This is a genomic window from Erwinia sp. MMLR14_017 (genome assembly GCF_033657285.1).
Taxonomy (GTDB): Bacteria; Pseudomonadota; Gammaproteobacteria; order Enterobacterales; family Enterobacteriaceae; genus Erwinia.
Map to the genome: position 1 here is coordinate 93,668 of NZ_JAWVWP010000012.1, position 18,716 is coordinate 112,383.

At 49.4% G+C, this 18,716-nt stretch carries 17 protein-coding genes; 8 read left to right on the forward strand and 9 right to left on the reverse strand.

All coding sequences use genetic code 11. The features are described 5' to 3' along the window. Positions 1-21: 21 nt before the first annotated feature. The 3 genes from SD961_RS18070 to SD961_RS18080 are packed head-to-tail and all read left to right on the forward strand — an operon-like array spanning position 22 to position 1,319. Complete coding sequence (locus tag SD961_RS18070) at positions 22-501, forward strand: Hcp family type VI secretion system effector (RefSeq protein WP_318791720.1); 480 nt, start codon at positions 22-24, stop codon at positions 499-501. Positions 502-516: 15 nt separating this feature from the next. Further along, complete coding sequence (locus SD961_RS18075; RefSeq protein ID WP_318791721.1) at positions 517-885, forward strand: tlde1 domain-containing protein; 369 nt, start codon at positions 517-519, stop codon at positions 883-885. Then, positions 882-1,319, forward strand: coding sequence for a hypothetical protein (locus tag SD961_RS18080; RefSeq protein WP_318791722.1), 438 nt, complete (start codon positions 882-884; stop codon positions 1,317-1,319). Before SD961_RS18075 ends, SD961_RS18080 begins: the two co-directional genes overlap by 4 nt. 333 nt (positions 1,320-1,652) lie before the next feature. On the opposite strand, the gene SD961_RS18085 is transcribed toward SD961_RS18080, so the two are convergent. From SD961_RS18085 to SD961_RS18115, 7 genes are all read right to left on the reverse strand, one after another. Then, positions 1,653-2,681, reverse strand: a complete 1,029-nt coding sequence (locus tag SD961_RS18085) for a methionine synthase (RefSeq protein WP_318791723.1) — start codon at positions 2,679-2,681, stop codon at positions 1,653-1,655. A 27-nt stretch (positions 2,682-2,708) separates the two neighbouring features. Continuing rightward, positions 2,709-3,686: a DUF1852 domain-containing protein gene (locus SD961_RS18090; RefSeq protein ID WP_318791724.1), complete on the reverse strand. Its 978-nt coding sequence runs from the start codon at positions 3,684-3,686 to the stop codon at positions 2,709-2,711. A gap of 350 nt (positions 3,687-4,036) precedes the next feature. Beyond that, positions 4,037-5,044 (reverse strand): substrate-binding domain-containing protein, encoded by a 1,008-nt coding sequence (locus SD961_RS18095; RefSeq protein ID WP_318791725.1) that lies wholly within the window; start codon positions 5,042-5,044, stop codon positions 4,037-4,039. Between the two features lie 37 nt (positions 5,045-5,081). After that, positions 5,082-6,101, reverse strand: coding sequence for an ABC transporter permease (locus SD961_RS18100; RefSeq protein WP_412916709.1), 1,020 nt, complete (start codon positions 6,099-6,101; stop codon positions 5,082-5,084). Positions 6,102-6,134: 33 nt separating this feature from the next. Then, positions 6,135-7,640, reverse strand: a complete 1,506-nt coding sequence (locus tag SD961_RS18105; RefSeq protein WP_318791727.1) for a sugar ABC transporter ATP-binding protein — start codon at positions 7,638-7,640, stop codon at positions 6,135-6,137. After that, positions 7,637-9,154: a xylulokinase gene (xylB, locus tag SD961_RS18110; protein WP_318791728.1), complete on the reverse strand. Its 1,518-nt coding sequence runs from the start codon at positions 9,152-9,154 to the stop codon at positions 7,637-7,639. The genes SD961_RS18105 and xylB overlap by 4 nt, the downstream gene beginning before the upstream one ends. A 3-nt stretch (positions 9,155-9,157) precedes the next feature. Further along, positions 9,158-10,192, reverse strand: a complete 1,035-nt coding sequence (locus SD961_RS18115) for an NAD(P)-dependent alcohol dehydrogenase (RefSeq protein ID WP_318791729.1) — start codon at positions 10,190-10,192, stop codon at positions 9,158-9,160. Positions 10,193-10,411: 219 nt separating this feature from the next. Between SD961_RS18115 and SD961_RS18120 the strand changes: the two genes are divergently transcribed. From SD961_RS18120 to SD961_RS18135, 4 genes are all read left to right on the forward strand, one after another. After that, a complete protein-coding gene (locus SD961_RS18120; protein ID WP_318791777.1) occupies positions 10,412-10,948 on the forward strand; it encodes a D-lyxose/D-mannose family sugar isomerase in 537 nt (178 codons plus the stop codon). Between the two features lie 83 nt (positions 10,949-11,031). Next, positions 11,032-12,033: a LacI family DNA-binding transcriptional regulator gene (locus tag SD961_RS18125; RefSeq protein ID WP_318791730.1), complete on the forward strand. Its 1,002-nt coding sequence runs from the start codon at positions 11,032-11,034 to the stop codon at positions 12,031-12,033. Positions 12,034-12,206: 173 nt separating this feature from the next. Further along, positions 12,207-13,223, forward strand: coding sequence for an EthD domain-containing protein (locus SD961_RS18130; protein ID WP_318791731.1), 1,017 nt, complete (start codon positions 12,207-12,209; stop codon positions 13,221-13,223). 375 nt (positions 13,224-13,598) lie between these two features. Beyond that, a complete protein-coding gene (locus tag SD961_RS18135) occupies positions 13,599-14,930 on the forward strand; it encodes a gluconate:H+ symporter (protein ID WP_318791732.1) in 1,332 nt (443 codons plus the stop codon). 195 nt (positions 14,931-15,125) lie between these two features. On the opposite strand, the gene SD961_RS18140 is transcribed toward SD961_RS18135, so the two are convergent. Next, positions 15,126-15,833, reverse strand: coding sequence for a phage antirepressor KilAC domain-containing protein (locus SD961_RS18140; RefSeq protein ID WP_318791733.1), 708 nt, complete (start codon positions 15,831-15,833; stop codon positions 15,126-15,128). 616 nt (positions 15,834-16,449) lie between these two features. On the opposite strand from SD961_RS18140, the gene SD961_RS18145 reads away from it, so the two are divergent. Then, complete coding sequence (locus SD961_RS18145; protein WP_318791734.1) at positions 16,450-17,253, forward strand: SDR family NAD(P)-dependent oxidoreductase; 804 nt, start codon at positions 16,450-16,452, stop codon at positions 17,251-17,253. A 255-nt stretch (positions 17,254-17,508) separates the two neighbouring features. Here the strand turns inward: SD961_RS18145 and SD961_RS18150 are convergent, their stop codons facing one another. Next, positions 17,509-18,696: an ROK family protein gene (locus SD961_RS18150; RefSeq protein ID WP_318791735.1), complete on the reverse strand. Its 1,188-nt coding sequence runs from the start codon at positions 18,694-18,696 to the stop codon at positions 17,509-17,511. Between the last annotated feature and the right edge of the window lie 20 nt (positions 18,697-18,716).

Here is an 18,716-nt window from a genome sequence, read left to right on the forward strand (position 1 = left end):
ACACAATAAGGAAATAACATTATGGCTATTCCAGCTTATCTGTGGCTTAAAGATGATGGCGGCGCTGATATTAAAGGATCAGTGGATGTGCTGAAAAGAGAAGGAAGTATTGAGGTTCTCAGTTTTATGCATGGCCTCTCAATCCCTACAGACGACCACACAGGCAGACTCACCGGAGCACGTGTACATAGCGCTCTGGAATTCGAGAAAGAATTCGACTCATCCAGCCCGTACCTTTACAAGGCCGTGGCAACAGGCCAGACGTTGAAAAGCGCAGAAATAAAATGGTATCGCATCAACTATGCCGGACAGGAAGAAGAATATTTCAATATGCTCATGGAGGGCGTTAAAGTTGTTTCAGTTTGCCCAATTATGCACAACATCAAAACCAACGAAATATTAAATCACCTCGAATCCGTCACAGTCCGTTACGAGAAAATCACATGGAAATATTGTGATGGGAATATTCAGTTTTCTGACTCATGGAAAGAGCGAGCATAACAAGGAGGCGGCTAAATGACCTGGATTTATGACGTGAATAAAAATGCATTCTATCATAACGGGAAGTTTGCATTTTATGCATCATATGCTGGAGCTCCTGGGTATAAAAATAAGACAGAATATGAATGTGTCAGAGATAAAGGGCCATTACCAAGAGGAAAATACAGAATCGTGGGGACTCCGTTCAAACATCATAAGGCAGGCCCTTTTACGTTACGGCTTGAGCCACACCCGAGTAATAACATGTGTGGACGCGCAGGGTTTCTAATCCACGGAGATAGCAGACGGGTCCCAGGTACAGCATCAAATGGCTGTATAATTCTGGACCCTAAATATCGAAGAGATATCTGGGACAGCCTGGATAAAGAGGTAATTGTAAAGTGAGATTATTAATATTTTCTCTGGTGTTGTTTTGCGTTAGTTCTTTTGCTTCTTCAGTGAAAGATGATAATTGCAAATCACCTATTTCTGGCATTTCATCATCATTAATGAATGACATGTACAATACAATGCGTATTGATACTGATGGTTTAGATAAACAAAAAACCACAACTGAATTACTGTTTAATGAACCTGTGGATGATAATCTGGCACATCAGTATGCAACGCAGGATTTCAGGGCAAGCCCCGACGGGGGAACTACTGCTATGGATTATTTTAATATTTTTTCCAGTTACAATCCAAGAAACCTGATAATAAAGTTTACATTTTTCAACCATGAAAACAAAAAAGATATTTTTTTAGTCTCAGCTATCGTCAATGACTATGAATGTAGTGTGAGATATAATGGTTATATCATAGTCAAACGTGAATACTGACCTAACCACCCCCATGCTCGTGCATGGGGGTTCAATTAAAATCTAGCGTGTTGTCTTTTGAAATTGAATATCCGCGTGATTTTGTTCAATATCACATTTTAATTGTTCTCAATATTACTGCATCTGACGCAGAGCAACTTGCTATACCCCAGAAACTATGGCGTGTAATTGAGGAAACGACTGGCTGGTTCAACATTCGGTAGCCCCAGAACAAGCCCGGCTGATGCCAGGCTTTGTTAAGGCATGATAAAACTAAGCGTTAACCCTATTTTACGACCAAAGAATATCCCGATCGGAAAACTGATGCTGTTAAATTACAATGTAAACAGTGAATTATCTTGAGAGTTCGTTTCGGACGATCTCTGCGCCAGCACTCAAAGCATTGAGCTTACCTCTTGCTACGCGACGGGATAACGGAGTCATGCCACAGTTAGTAGATGGATAAAGCTTGTCGGCATCGACAAACTGAAGTGCTTTTCGTAGCGTGCTGGCGACTTCTTCCGGCGTCTCAATAGTATTGGTTGCCACGTCGATGGCCCCTACCATCACTTTTTTACCCCGGATGAGTTCAATAAGATCCATCGGAACGCGAGAGTTATGACATTCAAGCGAGATTATATCGATATTGGAAGTTTGCAGTTTCGGAAAGATTTCTTCATATTGCCGCCATTCTGAACCCAACGTCTTTTTCCAGTCGGTATTGGCTTTGATGCCATAACCATAGCAAATATGCACAGCAGTCTCGCATTTAAGCCCTTCAATCGCCCTTTCTAAAGCGGCAATGCCCCAATCATTTACTTCATCAAAAAATACATTAAATGCGGGTTCATCAAACTGAATGATATCAACACCAGCAGCCTCTAATTCTCTGGCTTCCTGATTAAGTATGGTGGCAAATTCCCAGGCAAGCTTTTCGCGACTTTTATAGTGACTGTCATAAAGCGTATCTATCATAGTCATGGGGCCTGGTAATGCCCATTTAATCGGTTGTTTGGTTTGTTGACGTAAAAATCGGGCATCTTCAACAAAAACGGGCTTTTGGCGACTTACCGCCCCAACCACTGTTGGTACACTGGCATCATAGCGATCGCGGATCCTGACGATCTCGCGTTTTTCAAAATCAACGCCGTTGAGATGCTCAATAAAGGTGGTGACAAAATGTTGGCGCGTTTGTTCACCATCACTGACAATATCGATCCCTGCCTGAAGCTGATCTTCCAGGCACAAACGCAGAGCATCTTGTTTGCCCTCAATCAGCTCCTGATCCTGCAATTTCCACGGGGACCAAAGTGTCTCAGGTTGTGCAAGCCAGGACGGTTTAGGTAAACTGCCCGCTGTCGACGTGGGTAACAAAATTTTCATAACAGGTGACCTTATATTTTTAATTAATCAAAGAACGTAATCAGCAGACCATTGCTCAAGAAGAGTTCGATAGGGTTTGATGAAGTGCTCTTCTGTAAATTTACCCTGCTCTATCGCCAGGTGACTACGCTCTTCCCGATCATAAACAATTTGAGTTAATGAATAATCCTGATGATTTAAAGATGGCTGATAAATTTTCCCTGCTACAGAGTGAGCATTATAGATCTCAGGGCGATAAATCTTTTGAAAAGTCTCCATCGTGCTGATGGTGCTGATAAGCTCAAGATTTGTGTAATCGTTAATTAAATCACCAGTAAAATAAAACGCTAAAGGTGCAACGCTATCAGTCGGCATAAAGTAACGAGCCTGTAACCCCATTTTATTGAAGTAATGGTCGGTCATGGAAGGTTCATTTTGCTCGTATTCTACACCCAATACAGGATGTACATATTCAGTGCGATGATAACTGTTTTTACTTGACACACTCAGGCATATTACAGGCGTTTTATTAAAACGTTCTTTGTAAGATTTTGAATGGATAAAAGCTTTGAACAGCTTGCCATGCAAATCGCCAAAATTATCAGGCGTGCTGAATTTGGCCTTGCTCTTGTTGTGCTCTGACAGTACTACGCTAAAGTCATAATCTCGTACGTAAGAGGAAAAATTATTCCCCACTATACCTTCAATGCGCTCGTTGGTTTTTTGATCAACGATATTGGTTTTCAATATTTCAATCACGGGAAAGGTGTGGCCTTTGCCTTCAACATCCATCTCAACGGAAATTATTTCAAGCTCAACAGCATAGCGATCGCCTTTTGGATTATCCCCATGGGCCAGACTATTGAAGCGATCGTCAATCATCCTTAAGGCATTACGCAGGTTTTCCTGGCGTTTCTCGCCTCTTGCCAGGTTAGCAAAGTTGGTGGTGATACGCGTATTTTCGGATGGATTATAATTTTCATCGAAGGCAAGGCTCTTAACTGAAAATGTAAATTCTTTATTCATGGTGATCGGGTGCCCTAATTTTTTGACTAAAACCTGAATTTATTTTTACTCTTTCGTGTGTTCAGATTTTTCTGTTTTCAAATGTGTTGCATACTTTATGCCAGAGTCATGGATTGAGTAAAAGTGATATAATTTCACCCAATATGAGACATATTCATGATGTGGTCTGGGGCGGGTCGATGTTGCGGCTAAAGCGCCCTATCCACAGGATCTATAGCTGGTAAAAGGTGCTGAGTAACCAAAGACAAGCGGGGAGTGATTTCTCACTCCCCGCTATTGCAAATAAAAATGGCAATGATGTGCCGTCAACCAACACCAGCCAGAATGGGATGTTGGTTAAGCAGGCTTATTTATTTACGCGCATCCAGCAACTGCTGCGCATTCTCTGGGGTTACAGTCGTCCAGGGAATGTAATAGTGTTTTTTGGTGCCGCCATCCCATGCCAGTTCTTTAGCGTACTGTTTCCAGATATCAGATTGAGGCTTATAGCTCTCGCCTTTAGCGGCACGCATGGCAACGTCAATCGCCCCCTGCATCTGCCCTTTTGCATCCTGCAGAATGGAAACCATTTCGCCCGCCTGCACCGCATGGATGGCATCAGAAACGCCGTCCACGCCAGCGATGGCAAAATCTTTCACGTTCAGGCCTGCACCTTTAATTGCTTCGATTGCGCCAAGTGCCATTTCATCGTTCTGGCCAATGACGCCGTTGATCTTCCCGCGATGCTTCTGCAACCAGTTCTCCATCAGCGGCTGAGCTTCAGCGCGTGACCAGTTAGCGGTCTTACGCTCCAGCACGGTCACCTGACCTGCGCCACATTCGGCGATCGCTTTGTCGTTGCCCTTTCCACGCTGAATTTCACCGCTGCCACCCTTCGGCCCTTCGATGATCACCACGTTGACCTTTTTGGTTTTGCATTGCAGCTTATCCAGCACCGCTTTCGCTTCCAGATAGCCGCCCAGCTCGTCGTTAGATACCACTTCCGACGTCATCTCTTCGGTATTAAGGCGTGCATTAGTCACCACCACCGGAATTTTTGCTTCATTAGCATTGGTCACGATGTCGATATTGGCTTCAAAGTCCATTGGGTTAACGATGATCGCATCAGCGCGGGTTTGAATGGCAGTAGAAGCCTGATCATTCTGCACCGAAGCGTCGTAACGGCCATCATAGAACGTCAGCACCGCTTCGCCGCTTTTTACTGCCGGATGCTCTTTGCCGTAGCGCTCCATCAGCTGGACAAATTCCGCTTTGTTGCCGTACATCAGTACCGCAATCTTCACCGGCGCGGCCTGAGCAATCGCCATGCCCCCCATCATCATTGCCGAGGTAAGCAACGCAATTTTGGTCAGTTTCATTCTTATCTCCTGGTAGGGTTTTATTATTTAAGCAGGGTTAATCGCGTTGTTGTTTACGCGAAGGGTCGAGCAATACAGCCACTACAATCAGGCCGCCTTTAATAATCTGTTGGTAATAGGACTGCACGCCCAGCAGGTCGAGGCCATTATTCATTACCCCAATAATCAGCACGCCGAAAAAGGTGCCCACCAGCGTCCCGACACCGCCAGCCATACTGGTGCCGCCAATAACCACAGCGGCAATGGCATCCAGCTCATAACCGGCACCCGCGCTGGTCTGTGCAGAGCCGGTGCGGGCAGTAAGGATCAAACCAGCAACGCCAGCCAGGGCGGCGCACAGGGTATAAACCAGGACTTTGATGCGCACTACGCTGATGCCGGAGGTACGGGCGCTTTTAGGGTTACCGCCTACTGCATAGACGTAGCGACCAAAGATGGTTTTGTTAAGCAGCAGCCAGGCAAGGCCAAACAGCACCACGAAGATGATTACCGGTACCGGAATAGCGGCGACATAGCCATTCCCCAGCCAGCGGAAGTCGCTGTTCAGCTGTGAAACCGGGTTGCCATCGGTAGTGAGCATCGCCAGACCGCGAGCTGCCGAAAGCATGCCCATAGTGACGATAAAGGGTTGCAGACGATAGCGAGCCAGAACCGTGCCGTTAATCAGACCGCAGACAATGCCGATCCCCAGCGCGATTATCAGCGGCATCATGACCGCATGCGCGGTATCGCCAATTGCCAGTCCGCTGTTATTGGTAGCGAAACGCGCGGCGACAATGCCGCTTAACGCCAGTACCGAACCCACAGAGAGATCCACACCAGCGGTGATAATCACGAAAGTCATGCCGATGGCAAGAATGCCGTTGATCGACACCTGGCGCAGTACGATCAGCATATTTTCATTACTGATAAAGTAGTTGCTGCTCCAGGCTCCCTTCGCCACCTGCACCTCGCCAACTGCCGCAACAATCAGGCAGAGCACAAAGAAGGCGATAATGATGCCGTACTTATGCATACGGCGTTTGTTACGCGTTAAAAACGAAATCCCGGGTGTCATTGAATGTGTACTGTTCATCTTATTATCTCTCTGTTATACCGCCAGCTTCATCAGCCCGGTCTGGGTAGCCTGCGCCGCAGTGAGTTCTCCGGCTAATTCTCCGTCGCGAAACACCAGAATGCGGTCGCTCATACCGATAATTTCCGACAGTTCGGAAGAAACCATGATGATCCCTTTGTTTCTGAGGGCAAATTCCGACATAAAGCGATAGATCTCTTTCTTGGCACCAACGTCGATTCCGCGTGTTGGCTCATCCAGCAGGAGAACGTCAGGATCGAGCAGAGCCCAGCGTCCCAGCACCACCTTCTGCTGATTACCGCCGCTGAGATTGCCCACTATCTGATCCCCGTTCGGTGTTTTGACGTTAAAGCGCTTAATCATCTCACTGGCACGTTCCCTCTCCTGCTTTTCATTGATAAAGCCCGAACGGCTGATGGCGCCAAAAGAGGAGATGTTGATGTTCTCGCTGACCGATCGACACAGCACCAGGCCTGTCTGTTTGCGATCTTCGGTGACATAGGCGATACCGCATTTGATCGCCTCTTTTGGGGAGTGGCGACCCAGAGTGGTATTCCCTAACTGAATGGTGCCGCTGTCGGCATGGTTAATGCCAAATACCAGATCGAGAAACTCGCTGCGCCCTGAGCCGACAAGGCCATAGATACCCAGGATCTCGCCGCGCTTCAGATGCAGGCTGATATCCTTGATTTTGTTACGCCAGCAGAGGTTTTTCACCTCCATCATCACCTCTTCGCCCGGCTGATTGAACTTGGCGAATTCGCTGTCATACTCCCCGCCGATGATATGTTCAATCAGCTGCTCACGGGTGATATCGGCGATAAATCCCTCATGGACATAGGCACCGTCACGGAAGATGGTGTAGCTGTCGGCAATCTGGAATATTTCCGAGAGTCGGTGCGAGACGTAAATAATCCCCTTACCTTTCTCTGCCAGCCGGGTGATGGTCTGGAAGATCTTCTGCGCGTCCTCTTCACCGATAGCTGAAGTTGGTTCATCCATAATGATGATGTCAGCATTCGCATGGGAGAGCGCTTTGGCAATCTCAACTAACTGCTGCTCGGCGACGCTAAGATTGCGCATCTTCTCGGTGGCAGAAATATGGAAATCCAGCTCCTTCAACAACTCCCGGGTGCGTTGATTCAGGGTGGTGAAATCCACAAAGCCCAGACGGCGCGGCTCGCGTCCCAGCCAGATATTCTCCGCTACGGTCAGATCGGGAATGGCACTCAGCTCCTGCTGGACAATCGCCACGCCTGCGGCCAGCGCATCTTTCGGATGATGAAACTCGCAGCGTTCGCCGTTAATGAAAATGCTGCCGCCGTCAGGCTGGATAAAACCCATCAAAATACTCAGGAAAGTGGATTTCCCGGCACCATTGCCACCGCACAGCGCATGGATAGAACCACGCCGCAGGGCAAACTCGGCATTTTTCAGCGCCACCACCGGACCAAAGGCTTTTTTTACGCCGGTCACTTCCAGCAGATAAGCGGGTTGTTTCGTTTGCGGATCGCGCGTCACAGTTGAACCTCCGGGTAAGCCTGCTGCAGGCGTTGCAGGTAACGCTGATAACGTTGGTCGTACTGCGCCTGACGTTCAGCATCTGGTGCTGTTCGGGTTGCTTCATCAAGCGAGACGAAGCGCTGGCAAAGATGACTGAGCACACTTTCTGCTTGCTGGCCGGGATCTTCTGCCAGCGCCGTGGCCCACATTGCCTGAATAGCGCCGCCCAGCGCCGCCGTCTCCTTGACGTTAAGGCAGACCACTGGAGTGCCCATAACATCCGCCACAATCTGCCGCCAGAGCGGGCTGCGAGCGCCGCCGCCAGTCAGACGAATCTCTTGCGCCTTAATGCCCTGGCGACGAAACAGCTCAATACCGTAGCGCAGACCGTAGGTAGCGCTCTCCACTACCGCCATGCAGAGGTTGGCGCGGGTAAAGTTGTCGCTGTTCAGGTTATGCAGGCTGGCGCGGGCAGCAGGTAATTGCGGCACACGTTCACCGTTGAAGAATGGCAGCATCTCAACCCCGCCAGCGCCAGGCTCTGCCTGAGCCAGCAGTTGGTTAAAGCCTGCGACATCCTCTTCCAGCAGCGACTGCACTGAAGTGGTCGCCGAGGTGACATTCATGGTGCAAATCAGAGGTAGCCAGCCGTTGGTGCTGGAACAGAAACCGGCAATCATTTCTGATTCTGCTACTACCGGCGTATCAGACCAGGCGAAAAGCGTGCCCGACGTGCCCAGACTCATGGTCACAGTGCCGGTAGCGATATTACCGGAACCGATAGCCGCCATCATATTGTCGCCGCCGCCGGTGGCCACGCGTGTGGCAGTAGAGAGGCCCAGACTCTGCGCCGCTTCCGGACGCAGCCTGCCAATGCAGCTTTCAGCGCTTTTTAGCGGCGGCAGCGCATTCCACAGCCGACCGCTACTGTCGATCAGATCGACGGTACGACGGTCCCACTCACGAGTGCGAACGTTCAGCAGCCCGGTACCGGAGGCGTCGCCATATTCCGCCACGCGTTCGCCGGTAAGCCAGAAGTTAAGATAGTCGTGCGGGAGCAGTACCGTGTGCAAACGTGCCCAAAGCTCGGGATGCTGTTGTTTAAACCAGAGGATTTTCGAGGCGGTATAGCCCGTCGCCACCATCACGCCAAGCTGAGCCAGTGAACCTTGTACGCCGCCCAACTGCTCCAGCAGCGCTTCGTTTTCTGCGGCAGTTTCGGTGTCGCACCACAGCTTGACGCTGTGTAGCACATTGCCCTGTTCATCCAGTGGAACAAAACCGTGCTGCTGACCGGAAACACCAAGCGCGAGGATCTGATGCGGATCCACTCCCGCCTGCGAAACTGCCTGATGAAACGCGGCAATAAGTGCCTCAATCCACCAGCCAGCTTCCTGCTCCCGGCGACCGTTCTGGTCGCTGATGAGCCGGTGAGCAGCGCTGCCCTCACCGAGGATTGCACCCTGCTCGCTGTCGACAATCACCACCTTGGTGCCTTGTGTACCACAGTCAATGCCAGCATAGAGCGACATGTGTTACTCCATTTCCAGCATGATTTTGATATCAGAGGCGTTCCCCGCAGCGGCGCGTTCAAAGGCGGCAACGCTTTCTGAGAATTTATAGGTCTGACTGATCAGCGGCTGAATACGCAGCTTACCGCTGCTTAACAGGCGCAAAGTGCGTGGGTACATGTTGGCGTAGCGGAAAATAGTTTTGAAGGTGATCTCCTTCGCCTGAGCCGCCACAATATCCATCGGAGCCGCATCAACCGGCATGCCGACCAGCACTGCTGTAGCACCTGGCGCAGCATGTTGCGCCAGAGTGGCGATGGCCGCTTTGGCACCACTGCACTCAAACACCAGGTCTGCGCCGTTGCCGCTGGTCAGCCCGGCTACTTTGGCAGCCAGGTCACCGCTCTTGATGTTTACCGCGTGAAGGCCATCATATTCAGCGGCAACTGCCAGCTTCTCATCAAACAGATCGCAGATGATGACGTCTGAACAGCCGCCTGCCAGCGCAGCCAGCGCCGTAACCACGCCTATAGGGCCTGCGCCAATAACCAGCGCAATATCGCCCGGCTTGATACCCGCTTTGGTGGCAGCATGCATGCCGATTGCTAATGGCTCCACCATAGCGCCTTCAGCAAAACTGACGTTATCCGGAAGCTTGAAAGTGAACGCGCCGGGATGAATGACGGTTTCGCGCAGGCAACCATGCACCGGCGGCGTCGCCCAGAAACGTACGGCGGGATCAAGATTGTAGATACCAGCTCGTGACTGGGCGGAATTCGGGTCAGGAATACCCGGCTCCATGCAGACGCGATCTCCGGGTTTAACATGAGTAACATTTTTGCCCGTTGCCAGCACCACGCCGGCGGCTTCATGACCCAGCACCATCGGCGCTTCCACCACGAAAGGACCGATGCGACCATGCTGATAGTAGTGAACGTCGCTGCCGCAGATGCCTACGGAATGGATTTTAATCTCGACATCGTTGTCGCCCAGCGTTTCATCAAATTCGCGATCTTCAATAGCAATTTTGCCCGCTTCTGCCAGAACTAACGCTTTCATATTCGCCCCCGGTAAAGTCATTTTAATGGTATCGGTATCATTTAACTGCGGCGATACTGGCGGAAAAAATGCTGCAAATCTGTGATGGTTGTTAAATATTCGTCAAATAGGTCATTACCAACGAGGCCTGTGAACAGAGAACATTGATGGCGATCACAGATTGTCCCTGCCAGGCCCGTGTTTAATGATACCGATACCATTATCCTGAGTGAGAAAATGATGAGCCACACCAATGTTTATCTGCAACGCACGCTGAATATCCTGCAACAGGCTAATATTCTGCTCACTGAAGATGAGCAACAGCGGATTGAAATCGCCACGTTTGGTCTGCCGGATTATCCCGCTTCCGGTCTGCAACTGCTGACCTATGTGAACTCTCCACGCTACTGCGCCAAGGAGCTGGTGCTGTTCCCCGGACAGACCTGTCCGGAGCATCTGCATCCGCCGTTCGGGGGAACGCCAGGAAAACAGGAAACCTTCCGCTGCCGCTGGGGCGAGGTATATCTGTTTGTCGATGACACCACTCTGACGCAGAAAGATGCCGACATGGACTGCCGGCTACCTGAAGGCAGTGAAGCGTGGTACACCTGCACACACTACGTCTTACTGCGTCCCGGCGAGCAGTACACCATTGCACCTGGTATGCGCCACTGGTTCCAGGCGGGAGATTCAGGTGCGGTCGTCTCAGAGTTCTCCTCCGAAAGCCGTGATGAGCTGGATATTTTTACCGATCCCCGCGTTAACCGGCTGGCATGAAAATCAGCGTTCGCTTCATAAGTAAAGATCTGTCATGATTCAAAAATGATACAAAATGATGTACTTAAACCAAGGAGCCGAAATTGGCAGCAGGTCGGGGACGAAAGGCGACACTGGCAAGCGTCGCTGCGCAGGCGAACGTCAGTAAAATTACCGCTTCGCGGGCTTTTTCACAGCCGGAGAAAGTGCATCCTGAAACGCTGCGACGCATTCGCGATACGGCTGAACAGCTTGGCTATGTGATGAATACTGCTGCCCGCAACCTGCGGGCAAAAGCCAGTAAAACTATCGGTATCGTCAATCCCGATATGGCTAATCCATTTTTTGGCGGCCTGACGCGGCTGATGATGCTTGAAGCGCAAAAGATGGGTTACGACACGCTGGTGTTTGACTCTTATGAATCGCAGGAGGCGGAAGACCGCATTATCGACAAGCTGATTGGTTATAACGTTGATGCCATTATTCTGTCAGTGATTTCCAACGATCTTAACTACCATCCCGCCTATATGAAGCGGCTGGAAATTCTTAATATCCCGGTCGTGCTGGTGGATCGCGAACTCCAGGCTGCACATTGTAGCGGGGTCTATATCGATAATCTGGACTGCGGTTTGCAAACCGGACGCTGGCTGCTTGAACAACAGGCAGAGCGCGTAGTGGTGGTGTCCGGGCCAGAGAATTCTAATGTGGCGCGAGAAAGGGTGACAGGATTACAGGCGGCTTTGCAGGGTAAAGTAGCGTCGTTTGAAGTATTGTATGCCGATTTTTTTATGGACGTCGCCTGGCAGGAAACCAGCCGCTGGCTGAACAACAATGAGGCACCGGACTACTTTGTTGGCTGTAATAACCAGATTTCCCTTGGCATTGTCAAAGCCTGTATTGAGCATCAGCTGCAACTTATGACTCAGGTTAAATTGTTCAGTATTGACGCGGTGTCCCACGCCGGGATTTACGGTTTCCATTTCCCCTGCGTCACGCACGATCTGCAGGAGATTGCCTGGCAGGCTCTCAATCTGGCTGTCCGTCGCATTGCAGACAGTGACAGCAAACCAGGGAAAGTGATTGTACGCGGTAAGGTGGTGTCATAAGTGGGCAGATGGTCTGAAGCGGTAAATATGTTCTGAAAAATTTCAAGCCTCATCCTGATGGCTGCCAGAAAGCTATATTTAAACATTACCGAAAAATTCAGCGAGCATTATCCCGAAGATAAGGTTTGCCAGACTATTTTTGAAAATGAGAAGCGCAGTCATCAGGAGAAAATATGAACGATAAAATCAGATTCAGCGATCCCGCTCGCTCAGACATGTTACAACGCCCGCCGCTTTTGCAATCATCATTCTCAACGACGAAACCCCTGATCGTGACCCCAACGCTTCTACGTCGAAGCGATAATACGCCTGAAAGCGTGCGTCCGCATGATAGTGGCTCGGGGGTTGATTCTCAGGGGAATGAGGTCACAGATCCAGAACATCATAGTGACCGGCTTGCGCTGGAGGCTGAGCCAAACCTCGCGTTTGAGCATTACGATGAGTACTGGCGTAAAGTTCACGGTCCCAAGTTCGCCTTGGCCGGCCCGGATACCCAGAATGAGACGGTGCTGCGATACGATCAGGTTCACCGGCTGCCATCCGGCCCCTCCTCTTCTTTTTCTCCACCCTATCGCGCTATGGTTGATGACGAGGGACGGTTGTTAGCGGACCCCGCCGCTCACGTGCCGCCATATCGCCGCCCTTCCTGGGATGGATTTGCCTATATCGCTTATCAAAGTGAAGAGGATGTAGAAGAGACGCTTGCTCAGGAGCAGTATGCAAAGCGGATTGTCGCTGATGAGCAAACGGTTTTTCGCAAAGTCACGCGGCAACTGGCACGGGAGTACATCATCATTCCCAGCATCCGCCATCGGGATCCCTTCAGTCTGGTTAAAATCCACTACCGCCAGGATTCACTTTCCCGCGAAGATTTTCAACGTCAATGGTTGCATGAACATGCCGATCTGGTGGTTTCTAAGGCAGCGACCAAAGAGTATGTCCGCCGCTATGCTCAACTTCACTCTTTCAGCATGACTCAGGAAGATCCGGAAGGAGAGAAAATAGATGGGATTAGCGTATTCTCTTTTGACTCCCTGAATGACCTGGAAGATTACCTCTGTACGGAAGAGTGGGCAGAAATCGAGAAGTCTGAACATAGCATTGCCGATGCCCAAGCCTCTGAGTTCTGGACGTCGGTAAACTACAGTGTTATCAACCGTCTGATGCCGGAACAGGCTACAGAAAAATAGGTAATAGCAAAGGCCTGATTTTTTATTGTGGCTTACAGGCGCACGGGTACCTTAAAAATTAAAAAGGCCGCACTCCGGTGTGGCCTTTGCTCCTCACGCTTATGCCTGCAGTTACCAGCGGCGCTCTGTCTACGGGATGGCCATTATGAAACGTTGTTTCATAATGTGAGTGCGATCACCGTAAAAAAAATGCCTCTACCGCATACTAGAATGGTAGGAACGACTCAAGTTCTGTCACAGTAAGCGCCTGCTGTAGAGATAACAATACGCGGGTTTTGCCCCAGGCAAAATAGAGATAGTTGCCTAAAGCGGGAAGGTTCCTTCCATTATTTAAAACCAAACATAAAGAATTGTGTAAAATTCTTAAGGATGATTATGTCACCTTTAATCTCACTCGGATGGGTACTGGCTGGTATTGTATTGGTAGTCGTGCTTACTATAAAATATAAATTTCATAATATTTTCTCATTACTTATTTCGGGGATATTTGTTGCTGTAGCAGTAGGCATTCCATTAGACAAAATAGTTGCCACCATACAGCAAGGTATTGGCAGTATTATGGGGCATTTGGCACTGATTATTATATTCGGTGCAATTATTGGGAAATTTATGACGGAATCAGGGGCCAGCCAACAGATAGCCGATACGGTTATCCGTCACTGCGGCACTCGTTTCCTTTCCGTAGGGCTGATTTTTATTGGTGTGATATTTGGTATTGCAATGTTTTATGAAGTGGCCTTTCTTATCGCTATGCCACTGGTTATGAATATCGCAAAAAAGGCAAACATTCCTTATATGAAGCTGGTCATACCCACAGTGGTTGGCGCAACAATGGGACACAGCTTATTCCCCCCACAGCCAGGGCCGGTCGCACTTATTAGTGCATTCGATGCTGATATGGTGCAGGTTTACTTATATGGCGTGTTAGTAATTATTCCGGCATTATTTTGTGCAGGCATTCTTTTGCCAAGGCTGCTGCCCGGCATTAACAACATGCCGCTTAATTCGATGATTAAACCTATTGAAGAGCTGGATTCAAGTATTTTGCCCTCCTTCCGGATCAGTATCCTGATCCCACTGATACCAGCGGTACTGATGATTCTGGCCTCAGTGATAAAACCATTTGCAGGGAAAGACTCTGAGCTTACGCGCCTGTGTCAATTACTGGGTAGTGCGGAGATCAGCATGTTGTTAGCCACTTGCGCTGCAATCTGGTTTCTGGGTATTAAGCGAGAATTAACACCCGAGGAGATTACCAAAAAAATAAGCGTGTCGATTTCTCAGATTGCTAATGTGCTGTTTGTCATCAGTGCAGGTGGTATTCTTAAACAAGTTATTATTGATTCAGATGTGGGAGACAGCATTGTTCATATTATGAGCCATGTTCCCTTTTCGCCATTTATTATTGCATGGTTAATTACGGCTGTTATTCGAATACTTACTGGTCAGGGAGCTGTGGCAGCGATCACGTCAGCAGGTATTGTCTCACCTATGGTTGGTGCTTTTGATCTCAATCCTGCCTTGATGGTCCTGGCAGTAGCATGTGGCAGTAATACCATTACGTTGATGTATGATGGAGGTTTCCTGTTATTTAAGGAAACTTTTGGTTTATCAATGAAAGATACTTTTAAGACCTGGGGTTTACTGGAGCTGATCAACTCTGTGGTGGGTTTGGGTATGGTCATACTTATTAATGAATTTATCTGATTATATTGAATCAGCAGAGGTAACCAGCCTGGAAAGCGCGCATAAACGAAGCGGAGAGTGATCCTTCGCTCTTCGCTCTTCGCTCTTCGCTCTTCGCTCTTCGCAGCAACTATAAAAAAATAATAAGCCGTAAACCAGCAGCTGCCAGAGATTATTCTCTGGCAGCGCTCTGCTTGTGGCGTGACCGCACCAGCCCTATGCCGCAGCGCCTTTAGGCTGAGCTGCAACGTGCCCGGCCCACAGGCTGGCAACCCATTTCACCCCTTTGGAGGTGAAGCGCGCCTGAGAAAAGGCGTGTTGGTTTTCTCCCACGCCAGAGTGCAGCGTGAAGTAACCAGCCTGCAGATGGTGATGCTGCGGCGTCAGGGTGCCTTTGACACGGTACATAATATTGCGCTCAAGCAGGAACTGGCGGAACTCCGGCTCTTTCACTTTGAGCAGTTTGCAAAGCTGACGAAAGCCGAGGGAATCCTGGACCTCCATAAAACTGTCAAAGAACGCCGCCTTTGGGGCAGAAAGCGCCAGCTGCTGCTCGGCAGCCTGACGCTGTTCAAACTGCTCAGCCCAGGCGCGTGCCGCTTCGGCCGGATTGGTGAAGTCAGGCAAATGGGTGGTTTTTTCGCGATCCTGCCAGCGGTCCAGCACCTCAGCCGTAAAGCCTGGCGATAAACGGGCGACTGCCAACAGCGAATCACGTTTATTCAGGCGATATTCCTGACGCACTTCCCCTTCCCGCTCATAGTCATTGACGATAATGGGCTGCGACAGACGCTGGGCAGTTTCCAGACTTTTAAATAACCGCTTAACTTCTCCATGCGTGATGCCGGTCATCTCAGCCAGTTCACGGCTGCTCATTGTGACCGATTGTTCCAACGATTTAAGGCTTTCAGTCGAAATCATCATGGGTTTACCCCTCACTAACCTTACCAATACCCAGCGGGCAGTTGGATTATTATACAAATACCTGTTCAAATATCCAGTATTTTTTTTGAGCGATGTTGTAACAGGAGTCTGTAATGGGATCAGGCGTGGGTGATGATGGCCCGGTTGTTGCCGGTTACCCTCCTCGGTGTTGAGCATCCTGTGCTCCAGAGATGACAACCTCGTTTCCTTTCAGACTTTACAGGGATACCGAAAAATAGGATGTGCCGTCTTCGCCCTGGTAAACTGAAAACACGATAACCTTTGTCACTGTTTCTCTGTTTCATGACAGAGAGTCTGAGTTAATTAGCAACCAGCCTGATTCGCCATTACTACTATTTATCAGCCAGGAAATTATTCAATGCGGCAGTGAGCCTGTTCTTAAGGCTTTCATTTTATTATGGTAAATTTTCCGGCAACAGGTTAATCAAATTTATCAAAATAGCGATATAACTCACCACGTGTAACCTATTGATTTATAGAATATATAAACCCATACAACACTTATTCGGCTTAATCTCATCCTCCGCTGAGAGCACGCTTAAATATTCAATGCTAAGGTTAATATGATTTTGATTAACCAGAAGGGAAATATATTATGCGTCAAAAAACAGCATTGATTACCGGAGCTTCAGGTGGCATTGGTTTTGAAATTGCAAAACTTTTCGCCAAAAATAATTATGACATTATTGCCGTGGCACGCAACGAAGAAAAACTGGAAAAGGCCTGTGCAGAACTGAAAGCATTTGGTGGCGCAGTTCACTCTTTTTCAGCAGACTTAAGCCGCTATGATGCCATTGAGATGTTGAAGGCGAAAGTGGATGAAGCGGCTTTTGCCATTGATGCACTGGTGATTAACGCTGGTCAGGGTCTTGGGGGACGGTTTATTGGCGAGCCGGACGGGACTGAACTGGCAAAAGAGCTGGATCTTATTCGCCTTAATGTCGATTCCTACGTTCATCTGTCAAAAATATTTTTGCCTGAAATGATCAAGCGCGGCAGCGGTCACGTGCTGATGACCTCATCCATTTCCGGCACAACCCCGGTCCCGTTTGAATCCGTGTATGGCGCCACCAAAGCCTTTGTGAACTCTTTCTTTTGGGCTGTACGCAATGAGCTGAAAGGGTCTGGTCTGAATATGACTTTGCTGCTACCAGGCGCAACCGAAACCAACTTCTTTAAGAATGCTGGTCAGAGTGATACCCAGGTTGGCGCCAGCCAGCCAACGAAACCCAGTGAAGTCGCCGCGCGGGCCTGGTATGCGCTTATGAGCGGTCACGAATATGTTTACGGCAGCGATGATGCTGAATATGAGGGTGATATCATGAACCGCATGCAGAGTGAACCACAGAAAGCACAGCGGCACCGCCTGCTTTCGGAACCGGGTTCAGCGTCAAAATAGAGTAATCTGTGAAGGCCCTGTCGGATGTTGCCGGCAGGCATTACATTCCCACCGGTTATTATCAACTCCTTGTAGCCATCTGGTCAGTTGCGCCAAAATAACTCAGTCGCGTTTTGTGCGCCCCCAACCGTTTAAAATCTCTGGCGCATTTTTAAAATAGCAGAGCAGACAAGCGGGATTTACCGATGTTTCGTAATGAAAATTCCTTTTCCCAGCCGGGATACATACCTTATATAAATGCTGAACCTGACCCTGTCATAATGGTGAACCAGCTGAGTGCAAAGAGGGATTTTCTACATACAGGTAACCAATCCCTAAAAGCTGGCTCGCCCGGTCCAATTCGCCAAAATGGATATTAGTCGCGCGGCTTTTCAGGTTGTCGCCGGGATCAAAAGGATTAAAATCAATTTGCCTGATAATGGCCTGACGCCAGCTTTCACCAAAGGCGCAGCTCCGGCCATAAAGCCATATCTGGTTGATATTCAGTGTATTCAGGAAATTATACAGGCTCATACCGATGGCTTCGGCTGCATGATTTACCCAGGCCGCGATCCAGGGTTCCCCTTTCTGCCAGGCGGCAAAAAGCTGTCGGTTTGTCTGAGGCGGTACTTCACTGTTTTTCGAACGTGCAGCCTGTTTAAGCGCGCTTAGCGAGGCGACCGTTTCAAGGCACCCCTGGCGGCCACAGCTACAGCGTGCCCCCTGAGGATCCACTATCGTGTGCCCTATCTGCCCGCTGCCGTATAAATTGCCGCGAAAAATTTCGCCATTGATCACAAAGGATGATCCTATCCCGTAATCAACGTTAATCACGCAGAACTCACGCTGCTGATTACTGTTAAGCCACTTCTCTGCAAGCGCCAGCATAATGCAGTCGTTATCGACTCTGACTTCAATCCCTAATCGCTCCTCCAGCAGATATTTCAGCTCAACAGGCGCTTTCCACGCCGCCTGGGGCATATGTTGAGAAACGCCGGTAGTGGGATCAACCTGTCCATGTACCGCCAGCGCCAGGTTTATTTTTTTGCCGGGCCATTGCTGGCAGACCGTTCGCCATAGCGCTTCTGTCTCTGTCAGAAGGGCTTCAGGCGAAACCACAGCAATGGTTTTTTGCTGACATTCTCCCCTGGCCACCAGCTGCGCATCCGCCAGCTGGAACTCAATGCGGGTGGGCGTGATACACATGCAGAGCGTCCAGGGACCACTTGCAGGAAGCTGAAAACTGCCAGCGTTATGCCCACGATGGCTCAGCGCTACATCAGTACGATCGATTTTTGCTTCATCAATCAGCTCCTGAAGAATTTTACTGGTGGCCGGAATAGTCAGCCCGCTTAGCTGGGCCAGCTGTGATTTACTCAGCCGTTTATGTCGCCACATCAGCCTCATAAAGAGCGCTTTGTTGTGCTTACGCACCTGAGAATTATTTAACCCCTGCTGGTTCATTAGTGTTGCCCGTCTGATTT

Excerpts from the sequence above, each read along its gene's own strand:
- SD961_RS18085 (WP_318791723.1), bottom strand. The coding sequence starts at position 2,681 with ATGAAAATTTTGTTACCCACGTCGACAGCGGGCAGTTTACCTAAACCG.
- xylB (WP_318791728.1), bottom strand. The coding sequence starts at position 9,154 with ATGTCGCTCTATGCTGGCATTGACTGTGGTACACAAGGCACCAAGGTG.
- SD961_RS18090 (WP_318791724.1), bottom strand. The coding sequence starts at position 3,686 with ATGAATAAAGAATTTACATTTTCAGTTAAGAGCCTTGCCTTCGATGAA.
- SD961_RS18140 (WP_318791733.1), bottom strand. The coding sequence starts at position 15,833 with ATGATGATTTCGACTGAAAGCCTTAAATCGTTGGAACAATCGGTCACA.
- SD961_RS18115 (WP_318791729.1), bottom strand. The coding sequence starts at position 10,192 with ATGAAAGCGTTAGTTCTGGCAGAAGCGGGCAAAATTGCTATTGAAGAT.
- SD961_RS18120 (WP_318791777.1), top strand. The coding sequence starts at position 10,412 with ATGAGCCACACCAATGTTTATCTGCAACGCACGCTGAATATCCTGCAA.
- SD961_RS18145 (WP_318791734.1), top strand. The coding sequence starts at position 16,450 with ATGCGTCAAAAAACAGCATTGATTACCGGAGCTTCAGGTGGCATTGGT.
- SD961_RS18095 (WP_318791725.1), bottom strand. The coding sequence starts at position 5,044 with ATGAAACTGACCAAAATTGCGTTGCTTACCTCGGCAATGATGATGGGG.
- SD961_RS18075 (WP_318791721.1), top strand. The coding sequence starts at position 517 with ATGACCTGGATTTATGACGTGAATAAAAATGCATTCTATCATAACGGG.
- SD961_RS18100 (WP_412916709.1), bottom strand. The coding sequence starts at position 6,101 with ATGACACCCGGGATTTCGTTTTTAACGCGTAACAAACGCCGTATGCAT.
- SD961_RS18070 (WP_318791720.1), top strand. The coding sequence starts at position 22 with ATGGCTATTCCAGCTTATCTGTGGCTTAAAGATGATGGCGGCGCTGAT.
- SD961_RS18135 (WP_318791732.1), top strand. The coding sequence starts at position 13,599 with ATGTCACCTTTAATCTCACTCGGATGGGTACTGGCTGGTATTGTATTG.
- SD961_RS18130 (WP_318791731.1), top strand. The coding sequence starts at position 12,207 with ATGAACGATAAAATCAGATTCAGCGATCCCGCTCGCTCAGACATGTTA.
- SD961_RS18150 (WP_318791735.1), bottom strand. The coding sequence starts at position 18,696 with ATGAACCAGCAGGGGTTAAATAATTCTCAGGTGCGTAAGCACAACAAA.